Here is a 14107-nt window from a genome sequence, read left to right as displayed (position 1 = left end):
GGTCAGTGCCGTGTGGCGATGTAGTAGAGGTTGATCGGGTCGCCTTCGACGGACCGGGTCTCGATCGTGCGGAAGCCGGCTTCGCGCAGCATGCGACGGGCGGTCTGCTCGCCCCAGACGGTGCCGAGGCCCGCGCCGCCGGTGCTGAGCGATGTCGTCATGCAGTAGAAGACGGAGAACGCGAACAGCGCCGGCCCGAACGGGTGGTCGAGGTTCTCCTCCAGGTTGCTCGACGCCGCGATGTCGCCCATCAGGAACGTTCCGCCGTCCTTGAGCGCTCCGGAGACCGCCGCCAGGGTCTCGGCGGGCCGGGCCAGGTCGTGGATGACGTCGAAGGCGGTGACGAGGTCGTAGGCGCCGCTGATCTCGGTGGAGTCGCCGACCGTGAAGCGGACGTTGCCGAGGCCGAGCCCGGCGGCCTCGTCCCGTCCGGCGGCGATCCCCTGCTCGGACCGGTCGAGGCCGTGGAACCGGCTGCGCGGGAACGCCCGCGCCAGCACGACCGGCGCGTGGCCGATCCCCGTCCCCACGTCCAGGACGTCGACGCCCTCCCGCAGCCGCTCGGTGAGCCCCGGGACCAGCGGCACGATCGTGTCGACCAGCGCCTCGTCGTACACGCGCGCGGTCTCCTGGCCCTGGAGCTCCTGGAACCTCGGATACGCCGAGTACGGGACGCCGCCGCCGTTCCTGAACGCCTCCACGACCCGCTGTTCGACCTCTCCCATCAGCCCCGCGTACACCATGAGCGTGGCGAGGTTCTCCGTGCCCGCCGCCCTGGTCAGCGAGGCGGCGTGCTCGGGCGGCAGGATGTACGTGGCGCCGCCCGGCTCGTACTCCACGAACCCGCCGACGACCATGCCGCCCAGCCATTCGCGTACGTAGCGCTCGTCCAGCCCGGCCGCCGCCGCGATGTCGCCGCTGGTGGCGGCCGGGAGCGTGCTCATGGTGTCGAACAGGCCGGTCTGGTGGCCGACGCTGGTCAGCAGGGCCAGCGAGGCTCCGTTGAGGACGTCGACCACCCGTTCGGCGAACGCCTGCTGCTTCGCGGGATCCGGTGCCGCACGTTCCGTAGGGGGATGCGACATGGCTGCTCCTTCCGGAGAGCACGGAGTGTGCCTCCCTCCACGCTAAGCCCGCAGGCGGGGCGCGGTCCTCACGAGGCGGCGCCGTCCGGGCGGGACCACCGGGGCGCGGGGCGTCGGCGCGCGGTCACCGTGGCGCGGGCACCGTGCGTTCGAAGCGGGTGAACGCCGCCTCCTGGCGCCATTCGACGGCTGCCTTGGCGTTGGTCTTCAGGAAGCCGGCGCAGCGGGCGGGCGGGGTGCGGGTGCCGGGCCGGACCCCGGCGCAGTCGGCCACGGGCCGGTAGTGGCCGGGCGCCTTCCACAGGCTGCGCCCGTCGAGGAAGGCGTGCTCCAGCGAGGCGCGGGCGAGGTCCTTCAGCTCGCGGTAGGTCAGCCCGTACGTGGCCGTGGCGCGCGCGTACTCGTCACTGACGGTGATCCGGGACACGCCCTGGTCGTCGGTGGCGAGCACCACGGGCACGCCGTGCTCGCGGTAGAGCGTGAACGGGTGGTCCCGGCCCTGGACCCCGAGGATCTGGTGGTTGCTGGTCAGCGGGACCTCCACGGCGACCCGCCGCTCGGCCATGGTCCGCAGGACGTCGTCGAAGCCGTCCTCCTCGCGGATGTCGACACCGTGGCCGATGCGCTCGGCGTGGCCGGTGCGGACGGCCTCGGCGATGTGGAAGCGCAGGTGCTCCGGCTTGACCAGCCCGGCCACCAGCTCGCCCGCGTGCAGGGTGATGTGGGCGTTCGGGTAGCGGGCGTGCAGGAAGTCGAGCATGCGCATGTGGAGGCGGTAGTCGCGCAGGGCGACCTCGCCGTCCTCGGGCTGGACGAGGTTGACGGCGACGAACCGGTGGTCGCGTTCGGCGAGCGCCATGGCGAGGGTCATCTGGATGAAGACGCGGGCGGGCGAGCTCTCGCGCGCCACCTGCGAGATGAACCGGAACGGGACCGCGCAGGCGGGCTGCGGCGCGTCGGTGTCGCAGCGCGCGGCGGCACGGAACTCGGCCGTGGTCGTGTCGGCCTCGTCGCGGGCCGTGCGGACGAGCGCGTCCATGGCGCCGTCGGCGGTGATCTTCTGGTGCATGCGTGCCAGGTCGGGGTCCCAGCCGACCTTGTCGGCGAGCTTCCGGTCCTCGCCCCAGGCGGGGGTCTGCATCAGCTCCTGGTAGAACTGCCGGTGCTCGGCCGCGGTGTTGAGCACCTCGGCGAGCATCCGGCCCGGGTGGCGCCACGCCACCTCGCCGAACTTGCCGAACGTGGCGAAGAAGTGGTCGTGGCCGGTCTCGCCCGCCGCGGCGGGGTCGAAGTCCTGCATCGACCAGGCGCGGAGCACCCGCAGGCGCATGGCGTCGTCGGTCCTCAGATCCGTCGCCGGGCGGCTGCCGGCCCGGCACGGGGGTGCCAGGGCGGTGCTCGTCGCGTCGTCGACGCACAGTCCGTCCTCGGCGGCGAGCTCCATGAGCAGCTCCGTGGAGACGGCTCCCGACAAGTGGCTGTGCAGCTCACCGCCCTTGGGCATGGCGCGGAGGAACGCGGCCAGCCGTCCGGGCCGCCGGCGGACCGTGTCGAGGTACGCGTCCACGCGCCGCTCGTCGGCGGTGGCGGGCGTCGTGGCGGCGGGGCCGGAAGCGGCGTCCGGCGCGCCTGACGGGGTCGCCCGCGCGGCGGCGGTGGGCGAGGCGTGGGCGGAGAGCGGGGCCAGCAGGGCCAGCGCGGCCGTGCAGGCCAGGGCGGGCGGCAGCAGCACGCGGGCGCGCAGGATGCGGGAGCGCGGTGTGGTGGGCATGGCCCGCATCCTTGGCGGCGGGCCCCGGCCGGTCCTCCCGACAGGCGGACCGGCCGGGACAACCACCCGTTCGGGCTAGCAGGGCTTTGTGAGGCGGTGTCCGGCGGATCACGCTTGGGGCCGCGTACCCGGCTCCGATGCCACCGTGATCCGCCGGACGCTCCCTACGTCGGCGGCAGCGCCGACGCCAGGAGGACCACGCCGAGGGAGCCGACCAGGGAGGCCACGGCGAGGCCGCGGGCCAGTTCGGGGCGGCCTCTGCCGTGGGCCCAGCCGTGCAGGGCGGCGGCCGCCATCACCGCGACGAACAGGGCCAGTTTGACGGCGAGGACGCGGCCGTAGCCGGGCTCGGCCAGCGATGCCCACGTCACGCCCTTGTGCCAGGCCATGGCGACCCCGGTGGTCAGCTGCACCGGCAGGAACACCGCAGCCGTGACCAGCCCGAACCGGCGCCCGGCCCGCTGGACGAACGGGCCGCGCGCCTCGTCGGCGAGCATGCGCCGGGCGAGCGGCAGCACCACCAGGGACAGCGCCAGTTGACCGCCCACCCACAGCGCGGCGCCGGTGACATGGGCGAAGCGTACGAAGGTCCAGGCGTCGACGCCGCTCATCCGTCCGCCCTCACTTTCCGACCCGTACCGTGCCGTGCGCGCCCGCCTCGGCGTGCCGCATGTCGTGGTCCACGAAGGCGTAGTGTCCGGCTTCCGGGAAGCGGGCCTCGACGAAGCCGCCCTGGGCGGCGGCGAGGTCGAGGACCTGGGCGCCGCCGGGATCGTCCGGTCGCAGGAGGTAGGCGCCCTCCTTGTACACGGTGTCGAAGACGGTGCCGACGACGTGGAAGGCGATGCCGTCGCTCGGGCCCGCCGCGACGACCCAGAACCTGGCCCGTTCCCCGGCCTTCGCGGTCAGGGGCGCCTTGGCGTACTGGGCGGCGACGCCGTTGAACGCCCAGGCGTCGGGCCGGTTGTCGCGCATCTTGGCCACCTGCCCCTCGCTGCCGGGCTCGCCCAGGTAGAGCTGGGAGGAGACGAGGAGGTACTCCCGGTCGACGGCGGGGAGGTCCGGCGGGTCGATGACGACGGCGCCGTACATGCCGTTGCCCATGTGCTGGAGCATCGGTGCGGTGGAGCAGTGGTAGAGCCAGGCGCCCGCCCGTTCGGCGGTGAAGCGGTAGACGAGTTCCTCGCCGGGGCCGATGGTGCGCATGGGACGGTCGGGGGCGAGGGCTCCGGCGTGGAAGTCGATGCCGTGGCCCATGCCGGTGTCGTTGACGAGGGTGACCTCGAAGACGTCGCCGACCTTCCCGCGCAGCACGGGTCCCGGCGCGGTGCCGCCGAAGGTCCACATCCGCTGCCGTACGCCGGGGGCGACCTCGACGTCCCGTTCCACGGCGCGCAGGCGCACCTTGTGGACGCGGGCGGCCCCGGCGGGCGGCAGGGCGGCGGCGCGGGGGGCGAAGCCGGGTGAGAAGTCGGCGGCCAGGTTCAGGCCCGGACCCTTTCCACTCCCGGCGGCCGTGTGGTCGCCGTGGCCGGTCCCACCGGTGCCGGTGCCGGCGGCGGTGTCGGCGGTGCCGGATTCGACCGTGATCAGCATGGTCATGCCGGCGGCGCGGTGGCCGGGGACGGTGCACCAGGCGGAGCGCTCACCGGTGATCCGCCCCAGGTCCAGGCGGGCGCTCTCGCCCCGGCCGAGCAGGGGGGTGCCGGGACCCGACTGGACGCGCAGGTCGTGCCGCATGGTGTCGCTGTTGGTGACGTTGAGGACGAGCCGGGTGCCGGCCGGGACGGTGACCGTGTCCGGGATGACGCGCATACCGGAGAGCTTCACGTCCACCGTGCGGGTGCCGGAGGCGGCGGTGTCCGTGTGGTGGCCGTCGGCGGCGGGGGCGCCGCCGCCCGATGTGGTGGCCACGAGGAGCGCGAGTACGGTCACGGCGACACCGGCCGCGCCGCCGAGCAGCGGGGCGCGCCGTCCCGGGCTCGCGCCGGGGCCGGTGTGGGGGCCGCCGACGAGACTCGCGCCGAGGACGACGAACCAGGCCACGGACGCCCCGGCGAGCAGCCGCCCGGCGGTCGCGGCGGGGTCGGGCAGCGGCAGGGCGACCAGCGGCACGGCCAGGTTGAGTGCGGCGACCCGGACGCGCCAGGCACGTTCCAGGACGGACCGGACGGCGTCGCGCCCGGCCGGGCCCCGGCTGAGGACCATCGGCAGGAGATGCGTCAGGGCGCCGAGCAGCACCTGGCCGACGAATCCGATCAGCAGCACCTGGAGAAGGGGGTCGAGGTCGTCGTGGAGCCGGTCGAGCGGCCGGGTGGCCAGCAGCACCAGGTCCGCCAGCACCGCCAGGACGAACCAGCCGGTGGCGGCCGCGAGCATCCAGGCGGCGGGTGAGCGCGGCGCGCGGCGGCGCACCGTCGCGACGAAGAGGACGGCTGCGTCGGCGAGGCCCGCCGCGTACAGGGCCAGTCCCGCGGCGGCCGGCCAGCGTGCTCCGGCGAGCAGTCCCGCGACGGCCAGGGCGAGCCCCGGCAGCAGGAGCCGCAGGACGCGGCGGGCGACGCGGGCGGTGCGGTCCTCCATGCGCAGGCCCAGCACGGTCGGCCACAGCATGAACAGCGTGCCGACGACGGGCAGTCCCACCCAGCCCAGCAGGTTCACGTGGACATGGGCGAGCATGACCTCGGTGTGCCGGTGCGCGGCCCAGCCGGTGCCCAGCAGTCCGCCGAGGACGGCGCCCACCGCCAGGGCGCCCGCTGCGGACCGGTAGTAGCCGGTGAGCAGGGCGAGCCTGCCTCCCAGGGAGCGGCGCCCGATCCTGGACAGCGCCACCAGGTGCGCGAGGACGGCCGCGGTCACCCCCGCGGCGCCGACGGCCGTGAGGGCGGCCGGTCCCCCGCCGGTGCCGACGAGCACGGCGACGACGGACACGTTGAGGCCGACGAGCCGTACGTCGCTCCAGCGGACGTCAGGCTGCGGGGCGTGCAGCAGGGCGACGGTGAAGTGCTCGCTCCAGACGACGATGGCGTTGGTGACGGCGCCCAGGAGGAACATGTGCAGGGAGAGCCAGCGCGCGACCGGCAGCACGGGTTCCGCGACGGCGGTCAGCAGCGCGGCCGCCAGCCAGCCGACGACCACGATGTGGCCCCGGAGATGACGAACGCGGAACAGGGGTGGGCCGGGCGGGTTCGCCGACGGCGCGCTCGGTGGGGAGAGGCTGGGCACGTGGGCTCCTTGGGGTCCCGCAGCGGCGGCGGGAACGGCGGTACGTCAGGCCGATTGTGGCCACGGCACGCGGCGCGGCCGGACGGCATTGGTCCCGGGGCAAGGGCCGAACGGCTCTGCCCGGCGAACTCCCGCCCCTCCTAACGTCCATACCGGTTAGGTACGCCTTACCTGACTGGAGCGGATGAGGGGAACGACATGGTCCTGGAGGAGTGCGCGGCCGGTGCGCGGGTGACTCTGCGCGCGGTCACGGCCCGGCACGACGAGCGGCTGCGGATGGCGGAGCTGGGCTTCGTGCCCGGCGCGCCGATCCGGGTGGTGGGCCGGGGCGGCGGCGGCCGGATGGTGATCGCCCTGGGCGACACCCGGCTCGGGATCGACGCGCCGACCGGTGCGGCGCTCGTCGTGGAACCGACGTGGTGAGGGCGACCGGGCGCGCCTGCTGCGACGAGGGCACCGGCACCGTTCCGGCCCCGGCGCCGGGCGCGGCCAGGGCCCTTCGCGTCGCCCTCGTGGGCAATCCCAACGTCGGCAAGTCCACCGTGTTCAACGCGGTCACGGGGGCGCGCCGCCGCACCGGCAACTGGCCGGGCACCACCGTCGAGGTGGCGAACGGCTCCTGGAGCCTCGCGTCCGGCACAGCCGAGCTGCTCGACCTTCCGGGCACCTACAGCCTCGACCCGCGCTCGCCCGACGAGGCTCTCGTCCGCGACCTGCTCACGGACCGTGCCGACCCCGACCGCCCCGACCTGGTCGTGGCCGTGCTGGACGCGGCGAACCTCGCCCGCAACCTGTACCTCCTGGCGCAGGTCCTCGACACGGGCCTGCCGGTGGTCGTCGCCCTGACCATGCTGGACGTGGCGGAGGCGCGGGGGCGCGGGATCGACCGCGACCGGCTCGCCGCGCTCCTGGGCGTTCCGGTGGTGGAGGTACGCCCCCGCACGGGCGCGGGTCTCGACCGGCTCGCGACGGCGGTGGCGGCCGCACGGGGCGAGCCCGCGCCGGCGCCGTCCGTCCCGGCCCGGCCGGGTGGCGCGGAGGCCGACGGGTTCCCCGCCGCCACCGGTCCCGCCGGGGCCGATGACGACGATCCGGAGGTCGCCGAGGCCGAGCGGCGCTACGCCTGGGTGCGGCGGATCGTCGCCGGCTGTGTGACCGACGCGCCGGGTGACGGCCGTACGCTCTCCGACCGCGTCGACCGGGTGGCGACCTCGCCGTGGGCCGGTCCGCTGCTGTTCCTGCTGGTGATGTGGGGGGTGTTCGTCGCCACGACCGAACTGGCCGCGCCACTCCAGGAGGGGCTGACGGAGCTGTTCGACGGGCCGGTGATCGGGGCGGCCGAGCAGCTGCTGGCCTGGGCGCGCCTGGACGGTACCTGGGTGGCCGGGCTGGTCACGGGCGGTCTCGTGCCCGGTGTGGGAGCGGTGCTCAGTTTCGTGCCGCTGATGGCGATCATGTTCGTGCTGCTGACGCTGCTGGAGGGCTCGGGCTATCTGGCGCGGGCGGCGTTCGTCGCCGACCGGCTGCTGCGGCTGGTGGGCCTGCCCGGCCGGGCGTTCCTGCCGCTCGTGGTCGGATTCGGCTGCAACGTGCCGGCGGTCGCCGCCACACGGGTGCTGCCCGACGCCCGGCACCGGCTGATGACCGGTCTGCTGGTGCCGTTCGTCTCGTGCAGCGCCCGGCTGACGGTGTATCTGCTGCTGGCGAACCTGTTCTTCTCGCGCCACGCGGGCAGTGTCGTCTTCGCCATGTACGTGCTGTCCGTGGTGCTGGTGGTCCTCGCGGGCCTGGTGCTGCGGCGCACGGTGTTCCGGGGGATGGCGCCGGAGGCGCTGATCCTGGAGCTGCCGCCGTACCGGGTGCCGTCGCCGCGGGTGATCGTCGGCCAGTCCTGGCAGCGGCTGGCCGGGTTCCTCCGTACGGCGGGGGGGATCATCGTGGTCACCACCGCGGCGGTCTGGCTGCTGACCGCCGTCCCGCTGCGCGCGGGCACCCCGTTCGGCGAGGTCCCGGTGTCGGACAGCCTGTACGGCGGGGCCAGCAGGAGCGTCGCGGTGGTCTTCGAACCGGCCGGGTTCGGCGACTGGCACACCACCGGGGCGCTGGTGTCCGGGTTCGTGGCCAAGGAGGCGGTCGTCTCGACGTTCGCGCAGACCTACGGGACGCGGGAGCCGGGCGACGTACGGGAGGCCGGGGATCTCGGCGTCCGGCTGCGGGAGACGTTCGATGAGGCGTCCGGGGGGCATCCGCTGCCCGCGGTCGCCGCGTTCATGGTCTTCCTGCTGGCCTACACGCCGTGCGCGGCGACCGTGGCGGCGCAGCGGGCGGAGTTCGGGACGCGCTGGGCGCTGGTGGGTGTGGGGGTGCAGCTCGCGCTCGCGTACGTGCTGGCGGTCGGGGTGTTCCAGGTGGGGAGGCTGGTGGTATGAGCGCCCTGCGTGAGGTGCTCGCCCGGGTGGGGGCCGCCCGGCCGGGGACGACGCTCGACTCGATCGCGCGGGACCTCGGCGTCACCCGGGACGAGGTCGACGCGATGGTGGACTACTGGACCGCCCGGGGCCGGCTGCGGGTCGACGTGGTGGCCCCGTGCCCGGCGGCGGCGTGCGGCGGCTGCCGGCTGCGCCGCGCGCCGGGCGGCTGCGTGCCGCCCGGCCCGCCGACGCCGTCCGGAAGGCCGGTGCGGGCCGGCGCGTCGGTGCCGGCCGGCGCGTCGGTGCCGGGCGGGGCGCTGCTCGCCGTCACGGCGGTCCCTCAGGAGGGCGGCGTCAGCAGCGCCGCCAGTTCCCGCTGATGGGGGAAGGAACCCGGCACGTACGCGCACCACGGCTCTTCGGCGTACGGGTCGCCGGTCACCGCGTGGGCGCGCGAGCGGGAGCCGCCGCACAGCCGGCGGAACTCGCACCGGCCGCACTTGCCGCCGAGCCGGTCCGGGTCGCGCAGCCCGACGAACAGCTCGGACTCGCGGTAGATCTCGGGCAGCGGCCGGGTGCGGACGCTACCCGCGCCCAGCGGCAGGAATCCGCTCGGGTGCACCGTGCCGGTGTGCGAGACGAAGACGAAGCCCCGGCCGGCGTTGACGTCCAGCGGCGGGCGGCGCACGCGCCGGGTCGCCTCGCCGAGGCCGAGCTCACCGGCGTGCTGCCGCAGCCGCCGGTACAGCGGGCCGAGGCCGAGCGCCTCGACGTGGTCCTCGCCCCGGGCCGCGAGGACGGCACGCTGGACGGCGACGCGGCGGAAGTGGTGGGCCTCGGTGGTCTTGGCGGGGATCGTGAGGCCCACGTCGTAGACGAAGTTGAGGACGTCCTCGGTCTCGGCCGGGGTGAGGGCGGCCAGGTCGCGGCCGCGCCCGGTGGGGACGAGGAAGAACGCGCTCCACAGCATGACGCCGTGCTGGTGCACCAGGGCGGCGATCTCCGGCAGGTCGTACAGGTTGTGCCGGCTGACGGTGGTGTTGATCTGCACCTTCATCCCGAGGGCGCGGGCGGTGTCCCAGGCGTCGAGGGTCCAGCGGAAGACGCCGGGCACTCCCCGGAAGCCGTCGTGGAGGGTCGCCGTCGGGCCGTCGAGGCTGAGCGAGAGGCCCACCGCGCCCGCCTCGTGCACGGCACGCAGGTTCTCGGCGGTGAGCGTCGGGGTGCCGGAGGGCGAAACGGCGACGGGGACGCCCGCCTGCCTGCCGTGGGCGATGAGCTCCAGCAGGTCGGGGCGTTGGAAGGGGTCCCCGCCGGTGATGACGAAGAGCGGCGCGGGATGGCCGAAGGAGGCGACCTGGTGCAGCAGGTCCTTGGCGGCCTCGGTGTCCAGTTCGCGCGGGTCCCGGTCGGGGACGGCCTGGGCGCGGCAGTGGCGGCACGCCAGGGGACAGGCGCGGGTGGACTCCCAGATGACGATGAACGGCTTGTCGGTGACGTCCTGGTGCTGGCGCCGGACGGGGCGGGCGCTCACGGCTTCGCCCCCGTTCCGCCGGCGGGGACGGGCACGGCGTACGGGGTGCGGGGTCCGGCCGCCCGGAGGACGGGGGAGGCATACCGGGCGGCCGGAAGGTGACCGGCGGGAGGGTGCGTGTCCGCGAGCGGCACCCACGGCGGCGGGTGGTGGTCGAGGCGGCCGGGCGGGCGGTGCTGGCGGTCGTACACGAAGTCCTCCGGTTCGGTCGCGGCCAGCATCCCGCTTCGCGCGCGGGGGGTGCCGGGGCAGGGCGGTCCCGTTCGGGAGGGCCGTTGGTCCTTTCCCCGGGCCTCCGTACAGGGCCGTGCGGCCGCTCGGCCCGGACGCTTCGGCCCCGGGGCGGGACGGCCCCGCCCACCTAGCGTTTCGGCCATGGAGAACGAGGAATACGCGGGCCGCTCCGGTGGCCGCGACGATCACGGCTGGCCGCTTTCGGGCCGACGCCTGCTGACACGCCGTGAGGTGTCGCCCGACGGCCGCGCGGTGTACGGCGAGGGCGACCCGAAGTGGGAGAGCTTCTACCGCGACCGCTGGGCCCACGACAAGGTGGTCCGCTCCACCCATGGGGTCAACTGCACCGGGTCCTGCTCCTGGATGGTGTACGTCAAGGACGGGATCATCACCTGGGAGCACCAGGCGACGGACTACCCGTCCATCGGCACGGACTGTCCTGAGTACGAGCCGCGCGGCTGTCCGCGCGGGGCGTCCTTCTCCTGGTACACGTACTCGCCGAGCCGGGTCCGCTACCCGTACGTGCGGGGGAAGCTGCTCAAGCTGTGGCGGGAGGCGCGGCGGCGGCTCGGCGACCCGGTGGCCGCGTGGGCCGAGATCACCGGTGACCCGGCGAAGGCCCGTGCGTACAAGAAGGCGCGCGGCAAGGGCGGTCTGGTACGGGCCGACTGGGACGAGGTCACCGAGCTGATCGCCGCCGCGCAGGTGCACACGGTCAAGGCGTACGGCCCGGACCGGGTCGCGGGCTTCTCCCCCATCCCGGCGATGTCCATGGCGTCGTTCGCGGCCGGGGCGCGGTACCACTCCCTGATCGGCGGCACCCTGCTGTCCTTCTACGACTGGTACGCCGACCTTCCCGTCGCCTCCCCGCAGGTCTTCGGCGACCAGACCGACGTACCGGAGGCGGCGGACTGGTGGAACGCGGGCTACCTGATCATGTGGGGCTCCAACATCCCCGTGACGCGGACGCCGGACGCCCACTTCCTGACCGAGACCCGCTACAACGGCACCAAGGTCGTGGCCGTCAGCCCCGACTACGCGGACAACGTCAAGCACGCCGACGAGTGGCTCGCCCCGCACCCGGGCACGGACGGCGCGCTGGCGATGGCCATGGGCCATGTGATCCTGCGGGAGTTCCTCGTCGACCGCGAGGTGCCCTACTTCCACGCCTACCTGAAGACGTACACCGACGCGCCGTTCCTGGTGGCCCTGCGCGAGGGCGAGCACGGACTCGTCCCCGACCGCTTCCTGACGGCGGCCGACCTGGGCCGTGACGAGGAGAGCGAGGAGAACGCCGACTCCAAGACGGTCGTCATCGACGGCGTCAGCGGCGAGCCCGTCGTCCCCAACGGCTCCCTCGGCTTCCGCTGGAGCAAGACCGAGCAGGGCCGCTGGAACCTCGACCTGGGCGCCACCGAGCCGCTGCTCAGCGTCATGGAGTCCGCCGAGGACACGGTGGCGGTCACCCTGCCCCGGTTCGACGAGGGCGCCACCGAGGGCGGCTCGGTGATGGTGCGCGGCGTCCCGGTCCGCAGGGTCGGGGGCCGGCTCGTCACCACCGTCTTCGACCTGATGCTCGCCCAGTACGGCGTCGACCGCCCGGGACTGCCGGGCGAGTGGCCCGCCTCCTACGAGGACGCCGCCCAGCCGTACACCCCGGCCTGGCAGGAGACGATCACCTCGGTGCCGGCCGAGCAGGCGGCCCGGATCGCCCGCGAGTTCGCCCGCAACGCCGAGCGGACCCAGGGCCGGTCGATGATCGCGCTGGGAGCGGGCACCAACCACTGGTTCCACTCCGACACCATCTACCGCGCCTTCCTCGCGCTGACCACGATGACCGGCTGCCAGGGCGTGAACGGCGGCGGCTGGGCGCACTACGTCGGCCAGGAGAAGGTCCGCCCCGTCACCGGGCAGCAGCACCTGTCGTTCGCGTTCGACTGGCAGCGGCCCACCCGGCACATGGCGGGCACCTCCTACTGGTACCTGAACTCCGACCAGTGGCGCTACGAGGCGTTCGGGCCCGACGAACTGGCGTCCCCGCTGGGCCAGGGCCGGTTCAAGGGGAAGGGGTTCGCCGACTGCCTCGCCCAGGCGGTCCGCCTCGGCTGGACGCCCGGCCACCCCGGCTTCAACCGCAACCCCCTCGACCTCGCCGACGAGGCGAAGCGCGAGGGCCGCGCCCCGGCCGATCACATCGTCGACGAGCTGAAGGCGGGACGGCTCAGGTTCGCCGCGGAGGACCCCGACGACCCGGCCAACTTCCCGCGCGTCCTGACCGTGTGGCGCGCCAACCTGCTGGGCTCCTCCGGCAAGGGCAACGAGTACTTCCTGCGCCACCTTCTGGGCACGGACGCGGCGGTCCGCTCCGAGGAGACCCCGCCGGAGCACCGGCCGCAGGAGGTGGTGTGGCGGGACGAGGCCCCCGAGGGCAAGCTGGACCTGCTGGTCACCATGGACTTCCGGATGACCTCGACCGGCCTGCTCGCCGACGTCGTCCTGCCGGCCGCCACCTGGTACGAGAAGGACGACCTGTCCAGCACGGACATGCACCCCTTCGTGCACGCCTTCACCCCGGCCATCGCCCCGCCGTGGCAGGCCCGCACCGACTACGACACGTTCCTGACGATCGCCGACCGGTTCAGCGAGCTGGCCCGCGACCACCTCGGCACCCGCACCGACGTCCTCGCCGTGCCCCTGCTGCACGACACCCCCGACGAACTCGCCCAGCCGGGCGGCGTCGTGAAGGACTGGAAGACCGGGGAGTGCGAGCCGATTCCGGGGAAGACCATGCCCAAGCTGGTCACCATCGAGCGCGACTACGCGGCCGTCGCCGAGAAGATGCGCGCCGTCGGCCCGCTCCTGGACACCCTCGGCACCACCACCAAGGGCGTCACCGTCCACCCGGACCGCGAGATCGACGACCTGCGCCGCCGCAACGGCACGGTCCGCGACGGAGTGGCCGCGGGCCGTCCCTCGCTGGCCACCGCCTCCGACATGTGCGAGGCGATCCTCGCCCTGTCCGGCACCACGAACGGCCGCCTCGCCACCGAGGGCTTCAGGTTCCTGGAGCGGCAGACCGGCAGTGAGGGCCTCGTCGAACTCGCCGCCGAGCGGGAGGCGGAGCGCATCACCTTCGCCGACACCCGCACCCAGCCCCGCTCGGTGATGACGTCGTACGAGTGGTCGGGCAGCGAGACCGGCGGCCGCCGCTACTCGCCGTTCGTCATCAACACCGAGCACAAGAAGCCCTGGCACACCCTGACCGGCCGCCAGCACTTCTTCGTCCAGCACGACTGGATCACCGAACTCGGTGAGCAGCTCCCCGTCTACCGGCCCCCGTTGAACACGCCCCGCCACTACGGCGACGAGCAGTTGCGCGACGGCCGGGCGGAGGTCACCGTCCGCTATCTGACCCCGCACTCCAAGTGGTCGATCCACTCGAACTACCAGGACAACAAGTACATGCTCGACCTGTCCCGCGGCGGACCCACGATCTGGATGTCCACGCCCGACGCCGAGAAGATCGGCGTCAAGGACAACGAGTGGATCGAGGCGTACAACCGCAACGGCGTCGTCGCCGCCCGGGCCGTGGTCACGCACCGCATGCCCGAGGGCACGGTGTACATGTACCACGCCCAGGACCGCAACGTGAACGTCCCGAAGACCGAGGTCAGCGGGAAGCGCGGCGGTATCCACAACTCGCTGACCCGGCTGCTGCTCAAGCCCACCCATCTCGCGGGCGGCTACGCGCAGTTGACGTACGCCTTCAACTACTACGGACCGACCGGAAACCAGCGCGACGAGGTTACCGTCATCCGCCGTCGCTCGCAGGATGTGGAGTACTGAC

At 73.9% G+C, this 14107-nt stretch carries 10 protein-coding genes; 4 read left to right on the top strand and 6 right to left on the bottom strand.

Going from position 1 to position 14107, the window contains the following annotated elements; all coding sequences use genetic code 11:
* Positions 1-2 precede the first annotated feature (2 nt).
* The 4 genes from ACGF5U_RS16880 to ACGF5U_RS16865 form a co-directional block, all read right to left on the bottom strand.
* Positions 3-1085 carry a class I SAM-dependent methyltransferase gene (locus tag ACGF5U_RS16880; protein ID WP_392818467.1) on the bottom strand — a complete coding sequence of 361 codons (1083 nt, stop codon included), beginning with the start codon at positions 1083-1085 and terminating at the stop codon, positions 3-5.
* 124 nt (positions 1086-1209) lie between these two features.
* Positions 1210-2856 (bottom strand): adenosine deaminase, encoded by a 1647-nt coding sequence (locus ACGF5U_RS16875; protein ID WP_392818465.1) that lies wholly within the window; start codon positions 2854-2856, stop codon positions 1210-1212.
* Between the two features lie 164 nt (positions 2857-3020).
* On the bottom strand, positions 3021-3467 hold the full coding sequence (locus tag ACGF5U_RS16870) for a hypothetical protein (protein WP_392818463.1): 447 nt from the start codon (positions 3465-3467) through the stop codon (positions 3021-3023).
* Positions 3468-3477: 10 nt separating this feature from the next.
* Positions 3478-6081: a multicopper oxidase domain-containing protein gene (locus ACGF5U_RS16865; RefSeq protein ID WP_392818462.1), complete on the bottom strand. Its 2604-nt coding sequence runs from the start codon at positions 6079-6081 to the stop codon at positions 3478-3480.
* 198 nt (positions 6082-6279) lie between these two features.
* On the opposite strand from ACGF5U_RS16865, the gene ACGF5U_RS16860 reads away from it, so the two are divergent.
* The 3 genes from ACGF5U_RS16860 to ACGF5U_RS16850 are packed head-to-tail and all read left to right on the top strand — an operon-like array spanning position 6280 to position 8872.
* Entirely contained in the window at positions 6280-6504 is a 225-nt protein-coding gene (locus ACGF5U_RS16860; RefSeq protein WP_392818460.1) for a FeoA domain-containing protein, read from the top strand.
* Entirely contained in the window at positions 6498-8510 is a 2013-nt protein-coding gene (gene feoB, locus ACGF5U_RS16855) for a ferrous iron transport protein B (RefSeq protein WP_392818458.1), read from the top strand. The genes ACGF5U_RS16860 and feoB overlap by 7 nt, the downstream gene beginning before the upstream one ends.
* The gene (locus ACGF5U_RS16850; protein WP_392818456.1) at positions 8507-8872 is read left to right on the top strand and encodes a FeoC-like transcriptional regulator; all 366 of its coding nucleotides are present in this window, start codon (positions 8507-8509) and stop codon (positions 8870-8872) included. The genes feoB and ACGF5U_RS16850 overlap by 4 nt, the downstream gene beginning before the upstream one ends.
* Here the strand turns inward: ACGF5U_RS16850 and ACGF5U_RS16845 are convergent.
* Together ACGF5U_RS16845 and ACGF5U_RS16840 are read right to left on the bottom strand one after the other, a co-directional pair.
* A complete protein-coding gene (locus ACGF5U_RS16845; protein ID WP_392818455.1) occupies positions 8833-10026 on the bottom strand; it encodes a TIGR04053 family radical SAM/SPASM domain-containing protein in 1194 nt (397 codons plus the stop codon). The genes ACGF5U_RS16850 and ACGF5U_RS16845 overlap by 40 nt on opposite strands.
* Complete coding sequence (locus ACGF5U_RS16840) at positions 10023-10247, bottom strand: hypothetical protein (protein WP_392818453.1); 225 nt, start codon at positions 10245-10247, stop codon at positions 10023-10025. Before ACGF5U_RS16840 ends, ACGF5U_RS16845 begins: the two co-directional genes overlap by 4 nt.
* Positions 10248-10401: 154 nt before the next feature.
* Between ACGF5U_RS16840 and ACGF5U_RS16835 the strand changes: the two genes are divergently transcribed.
* A complete protein-coding gene (locus ACGF5U_RS16835) occupies positions 10402-14106 on the top strand; it encodes a nitrate reductase subunit alpha (protein ID WP_392818451.1) in 3705 nt (1234 codons plus the stop codon).
* The last annotated feature ends 1 nt before the right edge of the window (position 14107 follow it).

The organism is Streptomyces sp. NPDC047886 (genome assembly GCF_043204435.1).
GTDB lineage: Bacteria > Actinomycetota > Actinomycetes > Streptomycetales > Streptomycetaceae > Streptomyces.
This window is presented reverse-complemented; position numbering and strand designations above follow the sequence as displayed.

Excerpts from the sequence above, each read along its gene's own strand:
- ACGF5U_RS16840 (WP_392818453.1), bottom strand. The coding sequence starts at position 10,247 with ATGCTGGCCGCGACCGAACCGGAGGACTTCGTGTACGACCGCCAGCAC.
- ACGF5U_RS16880 (WP_392818467.1), bottom strand. The coding sequence starts at position 1,085 with ATGTCGCATCCCCCTACGGAACGTGCGGCACCGGATCCCGCGAAGCAG.
- ACGF5U_RS16850 (WP_392818456.1), top strand. The coding sequence starts at position 8,507 with ATGAGCGCCCTGCGTGAGGTGCTCGCCCGGGTGGGGGCCGCCCGGCCG.
- ACGF5U_RS16835 (WP_392818451.1), top strand. The coding sequence starts at position 10,402 with ATGGAGAACGAGGAATACGCGGGCCGCTCCGGTGGCCGCGACGATCAC.
- ACGF5U_RS16860 (WP_392818460.1), top strand. The coding sequence starts at position 6,280 with ATGGTCCTGGAGGAGTGCGCGGCCGGTGCGCGGGTGACTCTGCGCGCG.
- ACGF5U_RS16875 (WP_392818465.1), bottom strand. The coding sequence starts at position 2,856 with ATGCCCACCACACCGCGCTCCCGCATCCTGCGCGCCCGCGTGCTGCTG.
- ACGF5U_RS16870 (WP_392818463.1), bottom strand. The coding sequence starts at position 3,467 with ATGAGCGGCGTCGACGCCTGGACCTTCGTACGCTTCGCCCATGTCACC.